General features: G+C 44.3%; 22 protein-coding genes, 1 riboswitch and 1 other annotated feature. Of the genes, 17 read left to right on the top strand and 5 right to left on the bottom strand.

All coding sequences use genetic code 11. The features are described from left to right. Positions 1-89: 89 nt before the first annotated feature. From M1K46_RS14785 to M1K46_RS14770, 4 genes are all read left to right on the top strand, one after another. Positions 90-860, top strand: a complete 771-nt coding sequence (locus M1K46_RS14785; RefSeq protein ID WP_062236379.1) for an SDR family NAD(P)-dependent oxidoreductase — start codon at positions 90-92, stop codon at positions 858-860. Positions 861-1016: 156 nt separating this feature from the next. Next, positions 1017-1295, top strand: coding sequence for an HU family DNA-binding protein (locus tag M1K46_RS14780; protein WP_053355437.1), 279 nt, complete (start codon positions 1017-1019; stop codon positions 1293-1295). A 171-nt stretch (positions 1296-1466) separates the two neighbouring features. Continuing rightward, positions 1467-3317: a PAS domain-containing sensor histidine kinase gene (locus tag M1K46_RS14775; RefSeq protein WP_256226565.1), complete on the top strand. Its 1851-nt coding sequence runs from the start codon at positions 1467-1469 to the stop codon at positions 3315-3317. 47 nt (positions 3318-3364) lie between these two features. Beyond that, the gene (locus tag M1K46_RS14770; RefSeq protein WP_053355435.1) at positions 3365-3640 is read left to right on the top strand and encodes a hypothetical protein; all 276 of its coding nucleotides are present in this window, start codon (positions 3365-3367) and stop codon (positions 3638-3640) included. Between the two features lie 602 nt (positions 3641-4242). Here the strand turns inward: M1K46_RS14770 and M1K46_RS14765 are convergent. Continuing rightward, positions 4243-5619 (bottom strand): FAD-binding oxidoreductase, encoded by a 1377-nt coding sequence (locus tag M1K46_RS14765; RefSeq protein WP_062236372.1) that lies wholly within the window; start codon positions 5617-5619, stop codon positions 4243-4245. A 131-nt stretch (positions 5620-5750) separates the two neighbouring features. On the opposite strand from M1K46_RS14765, the gene M1K46_RS14760 reads away from it, so the two are divergent. Beyond that, positions 5751-6263 (top strand): BsuPI-related putative proteinase inhibitor, encoded by a 513-nt coding sequence (locus tag M1K46_RS14760; protein WP_256226563.1) that lies wholly within the window; start codon positions 5751-5753, stop codon positions 6261-6263. 266 nt (positions 6264-6529) lie between these two features. Beyond that, positions 6530-8689, top strand: a complete 2160-nt coding sequence (locus M1K46_RS14755) for an ATP-dependent Clp protease ATP-binding subunit (protein WP_256226562.1) — start codon at positions 6530-6532, stop codon at positions 8687-8689. Between the two features lie 60 nt (positions 8690-8749). Here the strand turns inward: M1K46_RS14755 and M1K46_RS25850 are convergent, their stop codons facing one another. After that, positions 8750-8833, bottom strand: coding sequence for a putative holin-like toxin (locus tag M1K46_RS25850; RefSeq protein ID WP_353051312.1), 84 nt, complete (start codon positions 8831-8833; stop codon positions 8750-8752). A gap of 331 nt (positions 8834-9164) precedes the next feature. On the opposite strand from M1K46_RS25850, the gene M1K46_RS14750 reads away from it, so the two are divergent. Both M1K46_RS14750 and M1K46_RS14745 read left to right on the top strand, forming a co-directional pair. Next, positions 9165-9431: a hypothetical protein gene (locus M1K46_RS14750; protein ID WP_256226560.1), complete on the top strand. Its 267-nt coding sequence runs from the start codon at positions 9165-9167 to the stop codon at positions 9429-9431. A gap of 15 nt (positions 9432-9446) precedes the next feature. Continuing rightward, on the top strand, positions 9447-10064 hold the full coding sequence (locus M1K46_RS14745; protein ID WP_091010690.1) for a hypothetical protein: 618 nt from the start codon (positions 9447-9449) through the stop codon (positions 10062-10064). Between the two features lie 180 nt (positions 10065-10244). Here M1K46_RS14745 and M1K46_RS14740 read toward each other — a convergent pair whose 3' ends face one another. Then, the gene (locus M1K46_RS14740; RefSeq protein WP_256226559.1) at positions 10245-10982 is read right to left on the bottom strand and encodes a CPBP family intramembrane glutamic endopeptidase; all 738 of its coding nucleotides are present in this window, start codon (positions 10980-10982) and stop codon (positions 10245-10247) included. Between the two features lie 84 nt (positions 10983-11066). Between M1K46_RS14740 and M1K46_RS14735 the strand changes: the two genes are divergently transcribed. Continuing rightward, positions 11067-11738: a diphthine--ammonia ligase gene (locus M1K46_RS14735; RefSeq protein ID WP_256226558.1), complete on the top strand. Its 672-nt coding sequence runs from the start codon at positions 11067-11069 to the stop codon at positions 11736-11738. 38 nt (positions 11739-11776) lie between these two features. Here M1K46_RS14735 and M1K46_RS14730 read toward each other — a convergent pair whose 3' ends face one another. Then, complete coding sequence (locus M1K46_RS14730; protein ID WP_256226557.1) at positions 11777-12607, bottom strand: GDSL-type esterase/lipase family protein; 831 nt, start codon at positions 12605-12607, stop codon at positions 11777-11779. Positions 12608-12761: 154 nt separating this feature from the next. On the opposite strand from M1K46_RS14730, the gene M1K46_RS14725 reads away from it, so the two are divergent. Next, the gene (locus tag M1K46_RS14725; protein ID WP_375162211.1) at positions 12762-15167 is read left to right on the top strand and encodes a penicillin acylase family protein; all 2406 of its coding nucleotides are present in this window, start codon (positions 12762-12764) and stop codon (positions 15165-15167) included. A 38-nt stretch (positions 15168-15205) separates the two neighbouring features. Here the strand turns inward: M1K46_RS14725 and M1K46_RS14720 are convergent, their stop codons facing one another. Continuing rightward, positions 15206-16060 carry a DUF1206 domain-containing protein gene (locus M1K46_RS14720; RefSeq protein WP_256226555.1) on the bottom strand — a complete coding sequence of 285 codons (855 nt, stop codon included), beginning with the start codon at positions 16058-16060 and terminating at the stop codon, positions 15206-15208. Between the two features lie 147 nt (positions 16061-16207). Here M1K46_RS14720 and M1K46_RS14715 point away from each other — a divergent pair, with 147 nt between their 5' ends. The 7 genes from M1K46_RS14715 (at position 16208) to M1K46_RS14685 (ending at position 22480) form a co-directional block, all read left to right on the top strand. Continuing rightward, positions 16208-16600: a hypothetical protein gene (locus tag M1K46_RS14715; RefSeq protein ID WP_256226554.1), complete on the top strand. Its 393-nt coding sequence runs from the start codon at positions 16208-16210 to the stop codon at positions 16598-16600. Between the two features lie 243 nt (positions 16601-16843). After that, positions 16844-17023 (top strand) — a binding site (T-box leader). Between the two features lie 74 nt (positions 17024-17097). Next, complete coding sequence (locus M1K46_RS14710) at positions 17098-18480, top strand: glycine--tRNA ligase (RefSeq protein WP_256226553.1); 1383 nt, start codon at positions 17098-17100, stop codon at positions 18478-18480. Positions 18481-18531: 51 nt separating this feature from the next. Further along, positions 18532-18637: riboswitch (TPP riboswitch) on the top strand. A 98-nt stretch (positions 18638-18735) separates the two neighbouring features. Then, on the top strand, positions 18736-19353 hold the full coding sequence (locus tag M1K46_RS14705) for a thiamine phosphate synthase (protein WP_256226552.1): 618 nt from the start codon (positions 18736-18738) through the stop codon (positions 19351-19353). Beyond that, entirely contained in the window at positions 19353-20483 is a 1131-nt protein-coding gene (gene thiO, locus M1K46_RS14700) for a glycine oxidase ThiO (protein ID WP_256226551.1), read from the top strand. Before M1K46_RS14705 ends, thiO begins: the two co-directional genes overlap by 1 nt. Positions 20484-20488: 5 nt before the next feature. Beyond that, the gene (thiS, locus tag M1K46_RS14695) at positions 20489-20689 is read left to right on the top strand and encodes a sulfur carrier protein ThiS (RefSeq protein WP_091010698.1); all 201 of its coding nucleotides are present in this window, start codon (positions 20489-20491) and stop codon (positions 20687-20689) included. 4 nt (positions 20690-20693) lie between these two features. Further along, entirely contained in the window at positions 20694-21458 is a 765-nt protein-coding gene (locus M1K46_RS14690) for a thiazole synthase (RefSeq protein WP_053355418.1), read from the top strand. Next, the gene (locus M1K46_RS14685) at positions 21458-22480 is read left to right on the top strand and encodes a thiazole biosynthesis adenylyltransferase ThiF (RefSeq protein ID WP_091010700.1); all 1023 of its coding nucleotides are present in this window, start codon (positions 21458-21460) and stop codon (positions 22478-22480) included. Before M1K46_RS14690 ends, M1K46_RS14685 begins: the two co-directional genes overlap by 1 nt.

The raw sequence follows: 22480 nt of genomic DNA, 5'->3' as shown, positions 1-22480 counted from the left end.
GGATAAAAGAGGGATACTTTGTTACGTTAGAAATATTCTGTTATCTGGCGAGTCTTTTTACATTAAATTAACTGAGAGGAAGATTGATCATGTATTTACCGTCTTTTTCGTTGGAAGGAAAAACAGCATTGATCACTGGAGCAGGGCGGGGAATCGGCAGGGCACTGGCCATTGGTTTTGCTGAAGCTGGAGCGGATGTTGTACTGATCTCCCGAACTCGATCAGATCTTGATGAAGTTGCCGGCTCTATCGAAAAACTTGGGAGAAAGGCATATGCCTTTACAGTAGATGTGACAGTAAAGGAAGAAATTCAATCATTATATGATTCTCTTACATCACGCCAAATTCCTGTACATATTCTAGTCAATAATGCCGGTATGAATATTAGAAGCAAAGCGCTGGAAGTTTCTGAAGAGGAATGGGAGAAGATCATGAACACCAACCTTCGTTCAGCCTTCTATTTTTCCCAGGAAGCCGCTAAACTTATGAAATCTCAAGGGAACGGGCGAATCATCAACATTTCCTCTGTAGCAGGGCATGTTGCGTTAAGAACGGGAGTAGTATATGCTTCGACGAAAGCGGCGATGATCCAAATGACGAAAAACCTTGCACTGGAATGGGGCCCTTACGGAATCAATGTGAACTCAATTGGTCCCTGGTATTTCAGAACACCGTTAACAGCAGAACTTCTTGCAGATGAAAACTATTTGAATGACATTCTATCCCGCACTCCACTGAACAGAGTCGGAGAACTGGCCGAATTAGTCGGTCCTGCCGTTTTCCTGTCTTCTGACGCTGGTTCCTATTGTACAGGACAAACTCTTTTTGTAGACGGCGGAATGACCGTGTATGGATTCTAGAGAGACAATCTAAGTGTTAAGAGAAAGATCCCGGCCTTGTATACCGGGATCTTTTCATGTTTGAAAATATGCAGGGCAGATGTATAAAAAGTGAGAAAGCGTTAATAATGGTAGCAAATGCAATATATTAAATTACTTTTTAGGAGGATTTTTTTCATGAGAAAACAAGACTTAGTTGACGCAGTAAAATCTGCAACAAACATGAATAAAAAAGAGTCAACCCTTGCGGTGGAAGCTGTTCTTGAATCGATTACCAATGCATTAAGGCAGGGTGAGAGCGTCCAGCTGATTGGATTTGGAACTTTTGAAACTCGCAACCGCAACGCCCGTAAAGGGCGCAACCCTCTAACAGGGGAAGAAATCATGATCGCCGCAAGCAGTGTACCTGCATTTAAACCAGGAAAATCACTGAAAGAAGCCGTTAAAGCAGTATAAAATAAAAAGCCCCGGGTCACGGGGCTTTTTTTGATGAACAAAGTTTTTCCCATGCCTATTATTGTCTCTATTTGTCGGTAAATTCTTGAAGGAAAACCTTACTCCATTATCTAATATAAAAGGGATTGAGACACAATACGACAGAATGATAGTTGAGGGTGTGGACTGAAAATGATGCTAACCAAAGATGAACTTCTTCCGAGACTTGGTGTTTTCAAAAAATTAATTGATGTTTTGCCTGAATTTATATGCTTGAAAAATAGAGAAGGCCATTGGATAGAGGCTAATGAATTTGCACTCCAGGTATGTGGAGTGGACCGCTGTACGTATAAAGGAAAAGCTCTTGATGAACAGAACTCCTGGTGTAATGCAGGGATGATCGAGCGGTCAAAGGAAACAGACAAGAAGGCTTGGGAAACAGGACATCCGATAAAAATTCAAGAAGAAGTGCAGCAAAAAGACGGATCGTATATTTATCTTGAATTAATCAAACAAGCTACTTTTGACGAAGAAGGGAATCCTTTGTTTTTGTTTGTGACAGGAAGGGACATCACCCAGCATAAAGAAAAGGAAGAAGAGCTGAGTGTCGCGCTCGAACTTTTGGAATCTGTACTCGAGGGCACGACTGACGCCATTTTAATTGTCGATACAAAAGAAAATCTGATCAAGGTCAATCATGCCTTTGAGAATATGTTCGGCTGGGAAGAGCATGACCTTCTATCCGATGAAATCGATTCGCACATTATCATACCGGATGAATTCAAAGCGGAATCTAAAAGTATTATGGGCCTTCTTGCCGAAGGAAGTACGGTTCCTTCCTTTGAAACCCAGAGAGTCCGGCGTGATGGATTAAGGATTGATGTATCCATATCGTTTTCTGCGATCCGCAACATGCAGGGCAGAGTCATCGGTTTCTGTTTGATTTACCGGGATATTTCAGCACAAAAAAAGGCAGAGCGGGCTCTCCGTGAGAGTGAGGCGAAGTACCGTGTCATTGCCGAGCATTCTAAAGATTTAATCGCCGTAGCCAATCCCAATGGGGAACTGATCTATAGTTCACCTTCCCATGAAGCCATCCTCGGATTCTCTAGTAACTTAGATGAAATAAACAGAATTCTTTTTTCAAGGATTCATCCGGATGATTGGGAATTTCTTAGAGCTGCCTTTGCGAAGGCCAAAATGAAAAAAAAACCTTTTACCTTTGAATGTCGCCTGATGCATCAAAATGGAGATTGGCTGGTCATGGAGACTAATGCGGTTCCGGTACTTAACGAATGGAACGAGATAGAAAGCTTCGTAACGATCGCTCGGGATATTACAGCAACGAAGGAAACTGAGGAATTGATAAGAAAGTCGGAGAAGCTTTCTGTTCTGGGAGAGCTGGCGGCAGGAGTCGCCCATGAAATACGAAACCCCCTTACATCCTTAATCGGCTTTGCCCAGCTTTTAAAGGAAACAGATGAAGAGATGAAAACCAAATATGTTGCAATTATGCTGACGGAATTAAAACGAATTAATGACATTGTCGGGGAGCTTATGCTAGTGGCCAAGCCGCAAGCCGTCCACTTCGAATACAGTTCATTAGAAGATATGCTTCAATCTGTGATTCGCCTTCTGGACACACAAGCCATTATTAAAAACATACAGATTCAATTAAAAGTGGATAAAGATATTCCTTCTATTTATTGTGTGGAAAATCAGCTGAAGCAGTTATTTATCAATCTGTTAAAGAATTCCATTGAAGCCATGGGTCAAGGAGGAATCATCACGCTTGCTGTCATAAAGAAAAAAGGAAGCGTAGTGATTAAGATTGAAGACCAGGGTTCGGGCATACCGAAAAACAGGCTTGGAAAATTAGGAGAACCTTTTTATACGACTAAGGAAAAGGGAACAGGGCTTGGTCTGATGGTATGCTATAAAATTGTAAAAGAACATTACGGTAACATTTCTTTTGAGAGTGAAAAGAATAAAGGAACAACTGTTCAAGTGAAATTGCCCATCTATCCATTTTCAGTCGTTTAGAAATAGGCACCCGGGACATACTGATTCTAAAAAGGCAGGATGATGAGATGTCCCCCTACCGAATTTTTTTCGTATACAGGATGAATGATCTTCGCTATCTGCATGTACACGGGATGGATATGGTAAATAAAAAGCTGTTTACTGTTCTGTTGTACTCACCGGATGATTCCATTGATCTTACTCTGAATACAGAGCATTTGCCGCAGGAACTTCTGGAGACGCTGTCCAAGGAAAAGGAAAACATAGATGGAGGCAGCTACGATCTTGCACATTGGCAGCCGATGCAGTGGAATCAAGATTTAAATGCATTAAAAACGAACTAGACCAGTTCAAATAGAGCTGGCTTTTTTTATAGATGTGTAATGTCTAGCCCCAGGCGCTTCGGCTTTTCCAACTAATCACTGGTGCCGGATTGGATGATATGGGTCTTTACCTTTACCGATAGGGGAACATCAGGATATTAAGGGACATTATTCTGTTCATGTTTTAAATAGTGAAAATCACTTGTTCCTATTTTCTACTAAACAGCTTGTATTATACCTAAAAAAAGGGGGCTGTCCAGAAAGTCGAAAATTGACCTTCAGGCAGCCCCTTTTTGGCTTGAAAAATCTTCAATGAAAAGTTAATTGAAGTGGAAGATGCGAGACTCCTGCGGGACTAGCGTGACAGGTGAGACTCCCGCCGGTGCTTGCACCAAGAGGCTCACCGCACGCCCCGCGGAAAGCGAGCAGCCTGGAACGGAAATCAACAGCTTACAGACTTCTTGGACAGCCCCTCTTTACGTACTATCTTCTTCTTTTCATAAACAGAACGATAAGGATGACTACGAGTACTAGGATGATTAGAGTTTTCATGGATTAGTCCTTTCTAAGGTAAATTTGTACTTTATTATTACCCTGTCCGCATTCTCCTTAATCTGCTGTTTTTAAAATAAAACCTTCCCCGGATTTAAAATATGGCGGGGGTCGAACTGTTCTTTGATCATTTTCATCAATGGCAGGGTATCGGCATGCTCCTGCTGCAAATATTTCATCTTGCCGATTCCGATTCCATGTTCACCGGTACAGCTTCCTCTTTTAGAAAGGGCATACTCGACAATCATCTCATTAATACGATTGGCTTTTTGTGTTTCTTCTTCGCTGCTCTTATCAAACATGAGAATAGAATGGAAATTCCCATCACCGACATGTCCGAGAACTCCGCCGTGCAGACCTTCCCTTTCTATCAGTTCACGAGCGTAAACCACAGCGCCTGTTAATTCAGATAAGGGCACACACACATCTGTCAGCATCATCTCTCTTCCAGGAAACCCATGCTTAAATGCATAGGCAAGGTGATGTCTTGCTTCCCAAAGCTTTGCCTTCTTTATAGAATCTGTTTCGAATATCAGATCTTCAGAACCGTTAGCTGACAATAGTTCTTCAGCAAAGGCAACATCCTGCTGCATACCGGATGGGTTACCATGAAACTCCAGGAAAAGAGTGGGCTTTTCGGGATAGGAGGTTTCACTGTGCTGATTGACCTGCCTGATGGAATATTCATCAACAAGCTCTACACGGGCTAGTGAGTTTCCTGAGGAAAGAAGAGATATTGCGCCATCTACCGCCGCTTTAACACTAGGGAAAACCGCTCTTCCAGCAACAGTAGCCTCAGGAATGCCATAGACTTTGAGTGTAAGTTCAGTAAATACACCTAACGTGCCTTCCGAACCGACAAAAAGACTTGTCAAATGATACCCGGATGATGATTTTGCGGCGAGCCCGCCTGTATGGATAATCGAGCCGTCTGCAAGGACGACTTCCAGATCTCTGACTTGAGGCCGCATGATTCCATACCGCACGCTAGTCGTACCGCTCGCATTCGTTGCTGCCATCCCGCCTAACGTAGCATCTGCTCCTGGGTCAACAGGGAAAAACAAACCGTACTTTTTTAATGCCTGATTCAATTGTGTACGCGTTACCCCCGGCTGCACCCTGACTAGGAAATCCTCTTCACGCACTTCCAAGATCTTGTTCATATTCTGGAAATTAATAGAGATGCCGCCCTGGAGTGGAATGCAGTGACCTTCAAGACTTGAACCTGCTCCAAAAGGAACAACAGGAATCTGGTGTTCGCTGGCGTATTGTAATATAGAAGAAACTTCGGAAGCTGAATCAGGAAAAACCACCACTTCCGGAAGTACAGGTGAATGATGGGACTCATCTTTGCTGTGCTGCTGAAGGATCGTCTCGTTGCTTGTTGCACGTTTTTCATCGGTAAGTTTTTTCATTTCTATAAGCAAATCTTCATGTAGTACTGGCATGTAAAAATCCTCCCTTGGGTGTATGTTGAATAATCTCTCTTAAGGGTACTTATAGATGTAGACATAAAAATCCTTTTTTTATTCTGGTAAAATAACAAAAATCAGCCAAGACTATGTGTGAGGTGATGACATTGAAAAGCTGGCTGCTTATATTGGGGTTTATCATCGTTTTAGCCGGATGCGGCACAACGGAAAAGAATGAGGCTAAGAAGGGAGAACCAGTCATGGGAGACGGAAACAAGCAGGAACAGAAAAAAGACGATCCTGAAAGAAACAATGGCGGAGGAATTGTTGCAGGCGCCATCGAGCCTAAACTTTCGATTCTCGAGCAAAAAGCTGGGAGCGCGCTATTGCGCTATGAACTGAAAAATCAGACAGAGCAAGTCAAAATATTTGAATTCACAAGCGGTAAGAAATTTGACTACATTGTGAAAAATAAAGAGGGCAAAAAAGTTTATCAATACTCAGATGACCATATGTTTACTCAAGCTCTTTCGAAGATCGCTTTAAAACAAGGAGAAACCTATACACAGGACATCATAGTCAAAAATTTGCCAGCCGGAACATATACGATTGAAATCTGGCTCACGGCAATAGATGAGGATAACGATTACAGACAGAAGCAAACATTTGAGATTAAATAGTGAAGAACCCGCTCATGAAGCGGGCTTTTTTATTGGGTTGTGGTCTCCGATTCAGAAAAAAACAGATCATTTGATTTTCGGGAACAAGAAGTGTAAGGTACTAGAAACCAAAGATAATGATACACACTTAAAATAAGCAAGTATAAATTATTTGAGCAAAAACCTTGAAAGTCAAAGAAGGTCAAAGTATAATAAAGCCATAAGGTCAAAGATAGTCAAAGTCAGACAAAACAAATGACCTATTACAATGAAGGAGGAAATGCTTTATGCGATGTGAACAATGTAAAGTGAATCCTGCGACTATTCATATGAATGTTTCTTTTAATCAACACAAACAACAATTAACGCTTTGTACAGATTGCTACCATAAAGTAACACAATCCATGAACACTGCAGGAGGTATAAATCCTATGAATCAATTCTCATCCTTTGACGAATTCTTTAAACAAATGATGAGCAGCGGAATGAATTCAGGTATTTCCAGCGAGCAGCAGTCTCCTAAGACCCAGCAGGGTGGCGGAGGAGGATTCCTAGATCAATTCGGGCGCAATATAAGCCATGCAGCGAAAGCAGGCTTGGTCGACCCAGTGATCGGCAGGGAAGAAGAAATCAGCCGTGTCATTGAGATCTTGAATCGCCGAAATAAAAACAACCCTGTTCTCATCGGGGAACCAGGGGTAGGTAAAACAGCCATTGCAGAAGGTCTTGCATTAAAAATTGCAGAAGGCTCTGTGCCGGCTAAACTTTTATCTAAAGAAGTCTATTTGCTGGATGTGGCATCTCTTGTTGCTGATACAGGAATCCGCGGCCAGTTTGAAGAACGGATGAAGCAGCTGATCGCTGAACTTCAAAAACGCAAGAACGTCATTCTTTTCATTGATGAAATTCATCAGATTGTCGGTGCCGGGTCTGCGGAAGGATCTATGGATGCGGGTAACATTCTAAAACCTGCTCTAGCACGAGGAGAGCTTCAAGTTGTTGGGGCAACCACACTGAAAGAATACCGCAAAATTGAAAAGGATGCCGCGCTTGAACGCCGTTTTCAACCAGTAATCGTTAATGAACCTACGCCAGAAAAAGCGTATGAAATCTTAAAAGGACTAGCTCCAAAATATGAACAATATCATGAAGTAAGCTTTTCTGATGATGTTCTAAAAGCATGTGTAAATCTTTCTCACCGCTATATTCAAGACCGATTCCTTCCAGATAAAGCGATCGATCTCATGGATGAGGCAGGTTCAAAAATCAATCTGCTGCACTCAGGAAGTGAAACTTCTTCTATTGAAGAACGATTAGAAGAAATTTCTAAGGAAAAAGAAAAAGCAGCATTGAGCGAAAATTATGAGCTTGCAGCCAAACTTCGCCAGGAAGAACTTCAGCTTCAGGAAAAACTGACCGAAAACGAACCAAAAATGAAAACAGAGGTTTCATTGGAAGATATTCAAAAAATCGTTGAACAGAAAACAGGAATCCCTGTAAGGAAGCTTCAAGCGGACGAACAGGCAAAAATGAAAGATCTTGCGAAAAACTTATCCCAAAAAGTCATCGGACAAAAAGAAGCGGTGGATAAAGTATCAAAAGCCATCCGCCGAAGCCGTGCAGGCCTTAAAGCCAAAAGCCGTCCAATTGGATCCTTCTTGTTTGTCGGTCCGACTGGGGTAGGTAAAACAGAGCTTACGAAGTCGCTTGCAGAAGAACTGTTCGGTGATAAGGAAGCCATGATTCGCCTCGATATGAGTGAGTACATGGAAAAACATGCCGTGTCCAAGCTGATCGGTTCACCTCCAGGCTATGTCGGCCATGATGAAGCAGGACAGCTGACAGAACTGGTGCGCCGCAAGCCTTATAGCATCATCCTACTCGATGAAATTGAAAAAGCTCATCCGGACGTCCAGCACATGTTCCTTCAAATTCTTGAAGATGGACGCCTCACTGACAGCCAGGGCCGTACGGTAAGTTTTAAGGATACAGTCATTATCATGACGAGCAATGCTGGTTCTGGAATTAAACAAACGAAGAAATTAGGATTTACAAACGAGGTGGCTGAAGTTCAAAAAGAAACAAGCATTCTCGATGCGATCGGTTCTTACTTTAAGCCAGAATTCCTTAACCGTTTTGACAGTATTGTGCAATTCCAGTCACTTAAAGAAGAAGATCTTGTTCAAATCGTAGACCTTATGCTTACAGAATTGAAAGCAAACCTGGTTGAACAAGGCATCTCTATCAGTTTTACGGATGAGGCGAAAAAGAAAATTGCTGAACTGGGCTATCATCCATCGTTCGGCGCACGTCCTTTGCGCAGAGTGATTCAGGAGAAAGTGGAGGATGCTGTTGCAGATGTCCTTCTGGAGCAAGAAGAAAGTACAGAATTACGTGTTGATGTTCGTGAAAATGAATTAGTTGTAGAAAAAAGAGAAATAAAATAATACTAAAAAAGAGCCATGCGATGCCGCATGGCTTTTTTGTATGAGATATGTGATGTAACCCTAATCGTTGTCCTTGGAGCGAATAATGGTCAGAACTAGCATTGAAAAACCAATCATTAACGACATTGCTTCGAATACTGTCATACCATTCCCTCCCCCTAATTATTTCGGGCTAGAACGTTGTATCAGGATAAGCAGCAACCCCTGTCTTATATATTCCTATTTTATCCCGATTGTCAATTTATAGCAAGAATCGTTAAGACTATTTCAAATCTTTTCCAGTAGTGCAATGGTACCAAGTTACCAAGCAAAATGGAATAAATATTCTCCAATTTGAAGTTTAAAGGAAAATACATGCCATTTTTACTACTTTTATATCCCGGTTGTATTGATGCTGTTTTTGCAGGGAAATAGTTAAAAACACAGCCGGGTTTTCTGTTTCAACGTTTGCTACAATAAAAGGGGAGGTTTGATTATGCGGAAATATAAGCTTGATGTGGTGGATGTAATTGAATTAAAAGAGCATTATATTGGAGAGACAAAAGAAGTAATGGTGTGTACTGTCATACTGAATGAAGATGGAAGCGAGTTTTTTCGTGGAATTACGGCAGTAAGATTTAACCGGCATGGAATATTCCCGCAGATTGACACCCTAAAGGGCATTTTTGAGGATAAAAACAGTTTTATGGACTTTGCGAGTTATTTAAAGCGTTATATTAAACAGCAAGTGCGCTATTTGTAAGAGAGGGGCAGATTGATGAATTATGTATGGTATGCAAGTTACGGCTCAAATATGAATCAAGACAGGTTCAGCTGTTATATAGAGGGAAAGCAGGCCGAAGGCAGCTCTGAACCAGAGAGAGGATGCCGCAATTGTGATCCTCCACTGGCTGACCAGCCGGTAAACATTCAGTACCCGCTTTATTTTTCTAAACAGGAAAGCAAATGGGGAACAGGAGGAGTGGCGTTCATCGGCCACCGTGAAGGTGAAAATGAGAAGACAGCAGGAAGAATGTATTTGATTTCTGAAGAGCAGTTTATGGATGTTGCTTCACAGGAAAACGGCATCGATGGTTTAGAGATTGATTTCGCCCGAATTAAGGAATCCCGTTTTCTTCCCTTAACGGAGGGATGGTACGGAACCATCGTTTATTTGGGAGATTGCGAAGGCAAGCCGATTTTCACGTTTACATCCAACCATGATATGGGGGAAGAAGAGTTTGTGCCTCCTTCCTTTGCTTACCTTAAGACGATCGCCAAAGGGCTGGAGACTCTAGGGATGGATCGGCAGGAGGTTGTGGATTATCTGCTTGAGAAGAACGGGATTAACGGATTCATAAAAGGCGATCAGCTGGTTAAAGGATTATGGGGCTAGCGTAAAGGTCTTAGTTATATCGTCTGACTGAAGGCTGTAATGCCATGAAGAAGCAAAAATAGGCACCAAGTCGCAAGTCTCTTGATGCTTATCAATAAGATTTAAAGGTGAGATAATATAAATCCCCTATACATATGAGGCACCTTTACAAAGGTGCCTCTATTTTTTTGCTAAATACAATTAAGAAAGAAGCTCGACAATGGAGACATACGTATTCCATAGAGCATGGACAAGCATGCCGGGAACGAGAGATTTAGTAAAGTAGAACAGCATAGCAAAAACTATGCCCATGATACCGGCAGCCAGCGGATAACCGATATGCAAAGAGCCAAAGACAGCAGAAGAAACAACCAGCCCCGCAATAAAATGATATCTCTCATGAAAGAAACGGAACAGAAATCCCCGGAAGACCAATTCTTCAGTTACAGGTGCAGCAATGCAGGCGCAAAAAATAACAATAACGATACCTGCGATACCAATCCCGCTTGTAAAAAGGCGGTCATCTCCGTTTGATCCGGGATCTTCGAGATGAAGCACCTCAAAAATAAGATATTGTGATACCTGGCAAATGATGAGAGCCCAAGCCATCAAGAAGTAGGTTCTCTTCTTTTTCAGGGCACCCAGCGTTAGTTTCTGGAACATAAATTGACGGGTGCGCTTAAAGACGAGCATGACTGCAGTGAACGTTAAAGCATCAATCAGCAAGAAGACAGGGCTTTTTTCAAATCCAGCCATGGAAAAACCAAAAATGACAGCTGCGAGCGCGTAAAACATGCCGGTCAGCAATGAAAACAAGATGATGAATCCAAGGTAAGCACCAAAAAAGCCGATGAATCCTCCCCAGGTCACCGGATAGGCACGTTTCTTCTTCACCAATGGCTGAGGTATTTCTTCTGTATACTCCAAATGTTCTTCCATTCTCTCCTCCTCATTGCTTTATAATCATATGTAGACCATCTATTTCAATTACACCAAAATTAGGATACAAAAGGAAGTGAGACGATGACAAAAAAAATTGTAGTTTCATTCAGCGGGGGCAAAGATTCCATGCTGGCTCTTCATAAATTGCTGGAATCAAAGGAATATGAAATCGATTCTTTGTTGACGACAGTCAATGAGGATTTTAAAAGGACGAGCATACACGGCATTCGGGAGGAAATTCTTGATGCGCAGGCAAACGCGCTTGGCTTTCCTGTCCGTAAAGTTAGAATTCCAAAAGTATGCACGAATGAGATCTACGAGGAGCGGATGCGGGAAGAAATGGACAAGGTGAGCCAAGCCGGCATTCAGCACGTGATGTTTGGAGACATTTTTCTTGCTGACATCAGAGAGTACAGGGAGGCCAAATTAAAACTGGCTGGAATGGAAGCTGTTTTCCCTCTGTGGGGCGCAAAGTCAGAGGATCTCATCGACGAATTTCTCGCGTTGGGATATCGGACCGTCGTTACTACTCTTGATCGAACGAAGCTGGATGAAGATTTTCTGGGCCGTGAGATCAACGGCGACTGGAGAACGGATTTACCCGAGAACGTAGATCCATGCGGAGAAAACGGAGAATTCCATACTCTTGTAATTGGGGGGCCATTGTTCAGGCAAAAGATTGAAGTGGTTCAGGGAAGTGAGACGGTTAGAGACGGCAATTTTGTTTATCGTGACTTTATGCTCGCTGAATAAAGATGAAAAGGCATTGTCCTCTGCCGGGACAATGCCTTTTATTTTTTCTTATAAGGAGCTTTAAGTGTTTTAATCATCTGCTCCGCAATCAGTTCGTGGCCTTTGTCGTTGGGATGAATAGAATCATAAATCCATTCTTTCCTGTTTTCGGGCTTAAGCACTTCGCTGCTCGGTATCACAACAGATGGTTTATATTTGGCTGTTGTTTCATAGGCAATCAGATTCCAGTCATTCAGCAATTTTTTAGTTGCCGGATAAAAGGATTCTCCCGAGTCCACAGCGTTATACAATTCATTGTATACGAGAATAGCATCAGGATTCTCTTTTCGAATTAATGAAAATATCTTATTTAAATTTTCTTCATAAGCAGATTTCACGTTTTGATAATCCTGAAGTGCCTGGACAGGCCCTTCCTTTAAAGCAAGCTTCACCAGATCGTTGCCCCCGATATTGATCGTAATAATATCCGCAGATTTTATCCGGTCCGACATACCTGGGGATGAGATGTGTTTAAGCAGATCACGGCTGGTTGCTCCTGAAATTCCCTGATTATCTAGCTGCACTTTTTTAGACGTAAGGACAGCCAGATTACTGCTGGCTATTTTAATAAAACCGCCTTGATTAGAACCTCGGCCCTGAATGACCGAATCTCCCAAAGCTAGATGATGAATCTCTTTTGCAGGCAAGGTTTTTAAATGCTGAATATAAGAAACATCAGCCGAATGGGATTTCGTCCCGGCGGATTCAGTGACTGCGGCATTCTGTGCCTTCAGGCGATCTATCTTAAACTGGGGATAGTAATACCACCCTCCAGCAGCCAGCGTACATAATGCAAAAAGGATGAGCGTCAGCCATATCCATTTTTTCATACGGCTCCCCCTTTCAAAGTAACCATTTTAAACCATCATTACTTCTTCTATCAAATATATAAACTTTTGTAGGGCATATGAGATTTCTTAAAATTGGATTTTACAGGAGAAGGAAAAAAGACAAGAGTAAAGAAGCCATAAAGAAAGAGGGGGAATACAGGTGGAAACAGCTATTCAAATTGAAAAACAGATACCGAAAAAGAAAAAATGGAAAAGAGTGGCCGTGATTATGCTGGCAGGACTGCTTCTCGTTACTGCCATTTCGGGATCGGCTGCCTATTGGATACTAAGAAAGAGCCTTCCAGTTGTGAGCGGTACAAAAACCGTTCCATCACTTTCCGGAACGGCAGTAGCTGTCCGTGACAAGAACGGTGTACCTCATATCAAGGCTGGCAGTTTAAAAGATTTATATACTGCCCAAGGATACGTTACGGCTCAGGACAGGATGTTTCAAATGGATTTGAGCAGGCGCCAGGCGTCAGGACAATTAAGCGAAGTAATCGGTGAGAAAACGGTGGAAAAGGACCGTTATTTCAGGACGCTTGGTTTACGAAGAGCCGCAGAGGCATCGTATGAACTGTATTCTTCTGAAGCGAAGCAAGTGCTGCAATGGTACGCGGATGGCGTGAACGCCTACTTAAGGGATGCCGAAAAGAACAATTCACTTCCGATCGAATTTTTGATGGTGGGGTACAAGCCAAAGAAATGGACGCCCGTCGATTCATTGACCATTGGAAAATATATGGCCTTTGATCTTGGCGGACATTGGGAAGGACAGGCATTCAGGCATTACTTGCTGCAGAATTTCCCAAAGGGCAGCGCACTTGATCTTTTCCCTTCTTATCCAAAGGGCGGAGCAGAGATCATTGATATCGCAAGCAAAGCAAAGGTGGATATTAAGAGCAGCCTCGCTAAAGCGGTCATTCCTAATGAATTCAACGGTTCGAATGATTGGGTGGTGGCCGGAACCGAAACAAAATCTGGTCTGCCGTATCTTGCAGACGATCCTCATCTTGGATTGAGCACGCCATCGATCTGGTACGAAAGCCATTTAAAAGCACCCGGCATGAATGTAAGCGGTGTCATATTTGCGGGGGTTCCGGGAATTATCGTTGGCCGGAACACACAGATTGCCTGGGGAGTCACAAATGTAGGACCCGATGTTCAGGACCTTTACATTGAAAAAAGAAATTCCGATCATCCGGATGAATTTCTGTATGAAGGAAAATGGGAGAAAGCCAAAATCATCACAGAAAATATAAAAGTGAAAGATCAAAAGACCCTTCCTTACAAAGTCACGATTACCCGTCACGGTCCGATCATGTCCGAATTTGCTTATGACAAGCAAAAGAATACGGCGCTTTCCATGAGATGGACGGCACTTGAGCCCTCAACGGAACTTCAGGCTGTACTGATGTTTAATAAAGCAAAGAACTGGAATGAGTTTAAAAAGGCGCTGACTTATTTTCATACACCGGCCCAGAACTTTGTCTTCGCATCTAAAGACGGAACAATTGCCTATCGCGCCAATGGACTGATTCCGATCCGTAAAGAGAAATATGCTTCTGTCCCTGTACCGGGCTGGGAAAAGAAATATGAATGGAAGGGTTATATTCCTTGGGATAAGCTCCCGATGGCCGTGAACCCAAAAGAAGGATTTATTGCAACGGCAAATAATAAAGTGATCGGTGACGACTACCCGTACCACATTACTGATTCATGGGCCCAGCCTTACCGGGAGCAGCGAATAAAAGATGTTCTGTCAGCCAAAGAAAAGCTATCCTTAAAAGATATGCAGAAGCTGCAGTTCGACAGGAAAAATCTTCAGGCAGAAGAAATGCTGCCGATCCTTCTCTCCCATTTGAAGACTGCAGACCTTGGAACAAACGGCAGAAAAGCGGTAAAACTATTGAAAGACTGGAATCATGAAGATGACAAAAATCTTGCTGCACCCCTGCTGTTCAACTTATGGATGCCAGAGTTCAGCGATGTTCTCTTTGAAAAAAAGATTGATGAAAAGATGATGCCGTTGTTTGACGGCAAGGCTCAAGTCGTGGATGAACTGATCCGTCATGCGGCCGAGGGTAAGGAAGGTCCCTGGATCAAAGAGGCAGGGGGGCTGGACAAAGCCGCAACAATCTCCTTCAGCAGAACGGTTAAAAAGGTGGAGAAGCTGCAGGGTGAAAATCCCGATAAGTGGAAGTGGGGAACGTATCATACATTGCCGTTTGATCATCCTCTATCAGCGATAAAGCCGCTGAACCTGCTGTTTAATCCAAAAGAAACGCCGATGGGAGGAAGCAGGGTAACAGTAGGTGCTGCAGGCTGGGATTCTCTTACAGGGAAAGTGAACCATGGAGCTGCCTGGAGAACGGTTGTTGATCTTGCAGACTTGACGAAAACCTACAATGTCGTCGGTCCAGGACAGTCAGGACATGTCCTCAGCAAGTGGTATGATAACCAGATTGAAGATTGGACTACAGGCCGCTATCATGTAACGGAAACGAATGAATCCAGCTTCAAAAACGGAGAAAAACTAGTTTTAAAGCCTGGTAAATGAAAACAGCCTCGTCCAAAAGGGACGAGGCTGTTTTATCATTAAGGATCGAGTCTTCGGTACTTCGCTTCAAAGAGCAAGTAGGCGCCATAAGCGACCAGTCCGAGAGCGACGATAGTAAGGAGCACTGGACCGAACGGCTGCTTTACAAGTTCAGCCAGAGCACCATCCAGCCCCTTTGTTTCATCTGGATCTGCCTGAATGGCTGTTCTGATTAAAAAGATGCCGATGATGGCGAATACTACACCATGTGCAAAAAGTCCGAACTTCCCGATATAACGTGCGGTCTTCCATTCTTTTTGATTCATCTCATGACGTTTAAGCCCTTTTTTGAATTTTTCCGTATAGGCCTTGTAGAAGTTATAAACCCCTATACCGATAAATACAGCACCAATAACCGCAATGATTGTTTGTCCGAAGGGCTGTGCCAGCGCTTTTGCGGATAAGGTCTGGTATTTTTGACTTGACGAGTTGGCACTCGCTCTGAAGATTATTTTGATTGCACTTACACATAGACTGAAATATATAGCAGCGATGATGAGATAACTGATTCGCGCCATCCATCCTTTTGCGTCATTTCCTTTATGCTCGGGGTCAAAGACCGTCATGATGACTTGCCACAGTGCATAGCCTGCAAGTCCTACAGCCAGCGCAGCGAGCATGACAGAGCCAAAGGGCTGCTTGGCAATGGTGTAGAGGGCACCTGAGGAAGTGGTTAATTTACCTTGCAAACCGAATGCTGTCATTACGGCAAGTATTCCAATGACAATATAAACGGCTCCTTTTGAGAAATGGCCTAGGCGGGCCATCCGGACGATCCATGGTGCAGCTTCATCTTTATATTCTTCTGCTTTTCTTTGGGCATGTTCTTTGTGCTGTGACAAATCTTTTTCCATAAAGGAGCCCCTTTCAAGGTTTCTATCTTCTATATACCCATTTGCTCCAATAGTTGAAACGGGCAGACTGCTGTCCACACCCGTTTTCCACAATTTGCATAAGATGCAGGGTAAGTAGTGTAATCAGGGTAAAGAGGAGGTTTACTTTTGAAGGAACAATATTACGGTCTTTGCTGTCAGCATATTGGGCAAGACGTTGAAATTACCACCCATGACGGGAGTGTCTATAGAGGCTCCATCCAAAGCGTTGATACAGAAAATGTCTATCTCCTTCCCTATCATGACGATGGTTCAGGGCGGTTCTTTCCGGTCCTTGGTGCAGCCTTGGTAGGTCTTGGACTCGGTTCCATTGCAGGGTTTGCCCTTGCTCCCCGTCCGTTCGCTTACGGCTACGGTTACGGGTACGGCGGGGTTGCACCATATCCTGGCGGCTATGGCGGTTTCCCGGGCGGATACGGGGGCTTTCCGGGCGGATACGGCGGTTTCCCGGGCGGATACGGCGGCTTTCCAGGCGGCTATGGAGGCTTTGGCGGGTTTTGATAAGTAAAGATAAAAAACTCTTTGCTGATAACGTGAAGTGCTGTCTGAGAAATTGGCCTGTAATTGAGTGAGATTGGCATGTGAATCCGAAACATCGGCATGTAAAACACCCACAGTAAACACCCTTCAATCCTCTTGAATGAACCGGAAACTTCTGGCTTATAATAGGGGAAAGGGCCAACTGGCTGAAAAAACTTGACAATGCCGCTGAAAAATTGTACTATTTTCCCCATAATCTAAACATGTAAAGCTATGACAGACGAATAGTATCTGAGGTGCTTTTGAAAAGCGATCCGGGGGTGGTGGAAGCCCGGACAAAAGTTCAGAGAAACGGCAGTCTCGAGCGATTAATTGACCAAAGCGGATGCTTTTTTTAGCATCAATTAGGGTGGAACCGCGTGAGTATAAGCTCTCGTCCCTGGACAAGGATATTTGTCTATGGATGAGGGCTTTTTTGGTTGATTTAATTAGCATTTACTAAAAAAGGAGAGATGGTCATGAGTGTGACAATGGAACAGATCGTCAACATGGCAAAACAGCGTGGATTTATTTTTCCGGGTTCAGAAATTTACGGAGGCTTGTCCAATACGTGGGATTATGGCCCGCTCGGCGTTGAACTGAAGAACAACGTGAAAAAAGCTTGGTGGAAAAAGTTTGTTCAGGAATCTCCATACAATGTTGGTTTGGATTCAGCGATTCTCATGAACCCGCAAACATGGGTAGCATCTGGACACATCGGAAACTTCAATGATCCAATGATCGACTGTAAGCAATGTAAAGCGAGACACCGTGCCGATAAATTGATTGAAGATGCACTTGCTGAAAAAGGAATCGAGAAGATTGTTGACGGGCTTTCTTTCGATGAAATGGAAAAGTTGATTGAAGAGCATAACATCGCATGTCCGGATTGTGATGCGCACGACTTTACATCTATCCGCCAGTTTAACCTGATGTTTAAAACGTTCCAGGGTGTAACGGAATCCAGCACGAACGAAATCTTTCTTCGTCCCGAAACAGCACAAGGGATCTTTGTAAACTTTAAAAACGTGCAGCGTACGATGAGAAAGAAATTGCCGTTCGGGATCGCTCAGGTCGGCAAAAGCTTCCGTAACGAGATCACACCTGGTAACTTCACGTTCCGTACCCGTGAGTTCGAACAGATGGAGCTAGAGTTCTTCTGCAAGCCTGGCGAAGAACTGAAATGGTTTGATTTCTGGAAGCATTATGCTCACGATTTCTTATTGAATCTTGGCATGAAACAGGATAAGCTTCGCCTGCGTGACCATGAATCCGAAGAGCTTTCCCACTACAGCAACGCTACGACAGATTTTGAATACCAGTTCCCGTTTGGCTGGGGAGAGCTTTGGGGCATCGCATCCCGTACTGATTTTGACCTTAAGCGCCACAGCGAGCACTCTGGTGAAGACTTTAACTATATCGATCAAGAAACGAATGACCGTTACATCCCTTATTGCATCGAGCCTTCACTTGGCGCAGACCGTGTAACACTTGCGTTCTTGATCGACGCGTTTGAAGAGGAAGAGCTTGAAGGCGGAGATACAAGGGCTGTTCTTCACTTGCATCCAGCTCTTGCGCCGTTTAAAGCAGCAGTGCTTCCTTTATCGAAAAAGCTTTCTGAAGAAGCAAGAGAAGTATTTGCCGGTCTTGCCAGCGACTTCATGGTCGATTATGATGAAACAGGCTCCATCGGAAAACGTTACCGCAGACAGGATGAAATCGGAACTCCTTTCTGTATTACGTATGATTTTGATTCTAAAGAAGATCAGCAGGTAACGGTACGTGACCGCGACACAATGGAACAGGTCCGCATGCCGGTATCAGAGCTTCGATCCTTCCTGGAATCGAAAATCAAATTTTAATCTCTTTACATTTTTAACCTGAATGGTAAGATGAAGTTAATTAAATAACTCTAGCAACACTGGGGGAGCCTTTGCCGGCTGAGACTGAACAACCTGTTCTAAACCCTTTGAACCTGATCTGGATGATGCCAGCGTAGGGAAGTGGAATCCGCACTGTATGACACATACAGCTGCTGTTGATTAGAAAACAGATAATCAGCCACTCTTTTCTGCGAAAAGGGTGGCTTTTTTGTATGGGAAAAAGGAGGATGCAAGGTGGGGAAATTCGAGTTTCATGTAATGACAAATGGAAGGAAACAGCCTGACGAAATCATCTCGGCCGCATCCATCCTGGCTCCATATGTGACGTGCATACATATCAGGGAAAAAGACAGAAGTGCCAGTGAGATTTTTAATCTGGCAGAGAGATTGAAGAGAGCTGGATTGGGCCGGGAGCAGATCTATATCAATGACCGTGTGGATGTAGCCGTTGCTGCGGGAGCTGAAGGCGTTCACTTAAAAGGCTCCAGTCTTGATCCGGAAATCGTACACCGCTATTTTAGCAGGCTGAGAATCGGCCAATCCGTTCATTCCATAGATGAAGCGCTCTATGCTGAAGAGAAAGGAGCTCATTATTTGTTTTACGGACACGTTTTTAGAACAGGAAGCAAAAAAGGGAGCGATCCGCGGGGTCTGGATCAATTGCGGGAGGTTGCTGAAGCGGTCACTGTTCCAGTTATCGCCATCGGAGGGGTTACACCAAGTAATACTAGTGAACTCATAAAAGCGGGAGCAAAAGGAATCGCCGTCATGTCGGGGATCTGGTCGGCGGTAGATCCGGGTTTAGAAGCGAAAGGCTATGCGGAAGCACTTAAGAAGGAGGAGATGTCATAATGCCCAGGCACTATGATGTGATAATTGCTGGCGGGGGGATAATCGGCTGTGCCATTGCTTACTATTTGCGCAAACATACAGAGTATACCGTGCTTGTGATTGAAAAGAACCGAATAGGCAGTGAAGCTTCATCGGCCGCTGCAGGAATGCTTGGAGCGCAGGCAGAACTGAATGAGGCAGGGCCGCTCTACACGATGGCCCGTGAGAGCAGGAGTCTTTTTCCTGAGTTAAACAGGGAACTGAAGGAAATCAGCGGGATTGACATTGAGTTTATAGACAAAGGGCTGTTTAAAGCGGCAAAAAATGAAAAGGAAAGCCTCCGATTGCAGCAACTCATTGATTTTCACAACGATAACGGCCAGCCGGCAGAGTGGATCAGCGGATCGGAGCTTTTGAAAATGGAGCCGAAGCTGTCCAGCGGATTGGAAGGTGCAATGTATTTGCCGAAAGACGGCCAGGTCAATCCATCTCAATTGACGAAAGCCTTTGCCCAATCGGCAGCAATGCTTGGAGCTGATTTTTTAGATTATACCGAAGCAGCCGGATTCGAAATGGGCCGGTCAGGGATTGGAATCCAAACGAGCGCGGGTATGTTTTTCGGAGAGAAGGCAGTGCTCGCATCAGGCGTCTGGACAGGGAAACTGGCGGCCCAGACCGGATTGCACATGCCTCTTTTTCCAGTAAAGGGAGAGTGTCTTTCTTTAACCTTTTTAGAACCGGTCATTACATCAACTGTTATCTCAGATGAATGCTATCTCGTCCCTAAGCAAGGAGGCAGGCTCGTAATCGGAGCAACCATGGAAGCAGGTACATACGACAGAAAGGTCAGAGCAAAGGGAGTTTTGGAACTGCTGACAAAAGCGAGTGAAGTCCTTCCTGCTATCGAAGAGGGCGAATGGGAGAAGGCATGGACAGGGTTTCGGCCGCAAACTCCTGATGGCCTCCCGTACATGGGGAAACATCCTTACCATAAAGACTTGTACATTGCGGCAGGCCATTTTCGCAATGGGATCCTGCTCAGTCCGCTGACAGGGCGATGGATGGCAGAGCTGCTGATCGGAGATCTGCAGGAAGAAAGATTAAAAGAGTTTGCGCCAGACCGGTTTGCCTATAAAAAGATGAAAGGATGAGTCTCATGAAACTGATGGTTAACGGAACAGCCTTAGATATAGCCTTAGCCCGTACAGTCCAGGAACTTTTGGGAGAGTTAAAGCTTGCCGGCAAAGGGGCAATCGTTGAATTGAATCAAGAAATTTTGGATAAAAGCCAGCACGCAGAAACGCGTTTAGCAGATGGTGACAAAATAGAAATCGTACATTTTGTAGGAGGAGGATGAGGTTATGCTGAAGATTGGAAACTATGAATTTCGCTCCAGATTGCTTTTAGGAACAGGTAAATTCCCTGATTTTGATGTCCAAAAAGAGGCAGTAAGGGTGTCGGGCACGGAAATCCTTACATTTGCCGTAAGAAGGATGAACATTTTTGATCCCGACCAGCCAAACTTTTTAGAAAAGCTGGAGGCAGAGAACTTTACGCTTCTGCCGAACACGGCGGGTGCGAAAACGGCAGAAGAGGCGGTTAGAATCGCGAAGCTGGCAAAAGCTTCGGGGCTATGTGATATGATAAAGGTAGAAGTGATAGGAGATTTTAAAACTCTGTTGCCTGATCCGCTGGAAACGCTGCGGGCTTCAGAAATGCTGTTGGAAGAGGGGTTTACGGTCTTGCCCTATGCTTCAGATGATGTCATTCTTGCACAAAAATTAGAGGAACTTGGCGTGCATGCCATAATGCCCGGAGCTTCCCCCATTGGATCTGGCCTCGGGATCATCAACCCGTTAAACATAAGCCTTATTATTGAGCAGGCCAATATACCAGTGATTGTAGATGCGGGCATCGGATCACCGGCTGATGCGGCGGCGGCCATGGAGTTGGGGGCTGATGGAGTACTGCTGAATTCAGCGGTATCAGGGGCCGATAATCCAGTAAAAATGGCCGAGGCCATGAAGCTTGCCATTGAAGCCGGCCGTCTCGGGTATGAAGCGGGAAGAATTCCAAAGAAAAGGTATGCAGCGGCAAGCAGTCCGCTGGAGGGAATGAGTATTTAATGAATGATCGCTACTCCAGGCAGATGTTATTCGAGCCTATAGGAGAAGAGGGACAGGATCTCTTGTCTGATAAACATGTTGTGATTATCGGTGCGGGTGCGCTCGGAACGGGCAATGCAGAAATTCTTGCCCGCGCGGGTGTGGGCAGGATCACGATTGCTGACCGTGACTATGTAGAATGGAGCAACCTCCAGCGTCAGCAGCTTTTCAGCGAGGAAGATGCAAAGTACCGGATGCCTAAAGCGGTTGCTGCAAGAGAACGGCTGGAACAGGTTAATTCCGATATCCACGTAGAGGGCCTTGTTTTGGATGCAGGAGCTGAAGAACTGAGGGAACTGACGGAGTTTGCCGATCTGATCATTGATGCGACAGATAATTTTGATACGCGATTGCTGATCAATGACATCTCCCAGGAGAAGAAGATTCCTTGGATTTACGGCGCATGCGTTGGAAGCTACGGACTCAGTTATGTGATTTTACCCGGGGAGACGCCTTGTCTAAGCTGTCTCCTGGAGAAGGTGCCGATGGGCGGAGCAACGTGTGATACGGCGGGAATCATTGCGCCTGTTGTCCAAATGGTTGTCGCTCACCAGACGTCTGAAGCACTGAAGCTGCTGACGGGCAACACCGCTGCACTCCGCTACAAACTGGTTTCCTTTGATGTATGGAACAATCATTATTTGGCGATGGATGTCCAAAAGCTAAAAAAAACGGACTGTCCTTCCTGTGGAGAACATCCTCAGTATCCGCATCTGAATCCTGAAAATCAGACGAAGACAGCTGTGCTCTGCGGAAGGAACACCGTCCAGATCCGTCCTTCGGAAAAGGGAGAAAGGGATTTGGATGAGCTTTCTTTGTCCCTGTCGCGGCTTGGCGGGAAAGTAGAACAGAACCCTTATCTGCTTTCATACAGCAATCAAGAAGAACAGCGGCTTGTCTTTTTCAAGGACGGACGCGTACTGATTCACGGCACGAAAGATATAACAGAAGCGAAAAATCTCTATTACAGTTTAATAGGATAA

It is taken from the genome of Fictibacillus sp. WQ 8-8, from assembly GCF_024494405.1.
In the GTDB taxonomy this organism is placed as follows: Bacteria; Bacillota; Bacilli; order Bacillales; family Fictibacillaceae; genus Fictibacillus_C; species Fictibacillus_C marinisediminis.
Note: the sequence above shows the minus strand (reverse complement) of the source record. Positions and strands in the feature narration are given on the sequence as shown.

Bases quoted from the DNA above. Each gene is read 5' to 3' on its own strand.
- M1K46_RS14730 (WP_256226557.1), bottom strand. From the start codon at position 12,607: ATGAAAAAATGGATATGGCTGACGCTCATCCTTTTTGCATTATGTACG.
- M1K46_RS14755 (WP_256226562.1), top strand. From the start codon at position 6,530: ATGCGATGTGAACAATGTAAAGTGAATCCTGCGACTATTCATATGAAT.
- thiS (WP_091010698.1), top strand. From the start codon at position 20,489: ATGAAACTGATGGTTAACGGAACAGCCTTAGATATAGCCTTAGCCCGT.
- M1K46_RS14745 (WP_091010690.1), top strand. From the start codon at position 9,447: ATGAATTATGTATGGTATGCAAGTTACGGCTCAAATATGAATCAAGAC.
- M1K46_RS14785 (WP_062236379.1), top strand. From the start codon at position 90: ATGTATTTACCGTCTTTTTCGTTGGAAGGAAAAACAGCATTGATCACT.
- M1K46_RS14735 (WP_256226558.1), top strand. From the start codon at position 11,067: ATGACAAAAAAAATTGTAGTTTCATTCAGCGGGGGCAAAGATTCCATG.
- M1K46_RS14775 (WP_256226565.1), top strand. From the start codon at position 1,467: ATGATGCTAACCAAAGATGAACTTCTTCCGAGACTTGGTGTTTTCAAA.
- M1K46_RS14690 (WP_053355418.1), top strand. From the start codon at position 20,694: ATGCTGAAGATTGGAAACTATGAATTTCGCTCCAGATTGCTTTTAGGA.
- M1K46_RS25850 (WP_353051312.1), bottom strand. From the start codon at position 8,833: ATGACAGTATTCGAAGCAATGTCGTTAATGATTGGTTTTTCAATGCTA.
- M1K46_RS14720 (WP_256226555.1), bottom strand. From the start codon at position 16,060: ATGGAAAAAGATTTGTCACAGCACAAAGAACATGCCCAAAGAAAAGCA.
- M1K46_RS14780 (WP_053355437.1), top strand. From the start codon at position 1,017: ATGAGAAAACAAGACTTAGTTGACGCAGTAAAATCTGCAACAAACATG.
- thiO (WP_256226551.1), top strand. From the start codon at position 19,353: ATGCCCAGGCACTATGATGTGATAATTGCTGGCGGGGGGATAATCGGC.
- M1K46_RS14710 (WP_256226553.1), top strand. From the start codon at position 17,098: ATGAGTGTGACAATGGAACAGATCGTCAACATGGCAAAACAGCGTGGA.
- M1K46_RS14750 (WP_256226560.1), top strand. From the start codon at position 9,165: ATGCGGAAATATAAGCTTGATGTGGTGGATGTAATTGAATTAAAAGAG.
- M1K46_RS14770 (WP_053355435.1), top strand. From the start codon at position 3,365: ATGTCCCCCTACCGAATTTTTTTCGTATACAGGATGAATGATCTTCGC.
- M1K46_RS14685 (WP_091010700.1), top strand. From the start codon at position 21,458: ATGAATGATCGCTACTCCAGGCAGATGTTATTCGAGCCTATAGGAGAA.
- M1K46_RS14740 (WP_256226559.1), bottom strand. From the start codon at position 10,982: ATGGAAGAACATTTGGAGTATACAGAAGAAATACCTCAGCCATTGGTG.
- M1K46_RS14765 (WP_062236372.1), bottom strand. From the start codon at position 5,619: ATGCCAGTACTACATGAAGATTTGCTTATAGAAATGAAAAAACTTACC.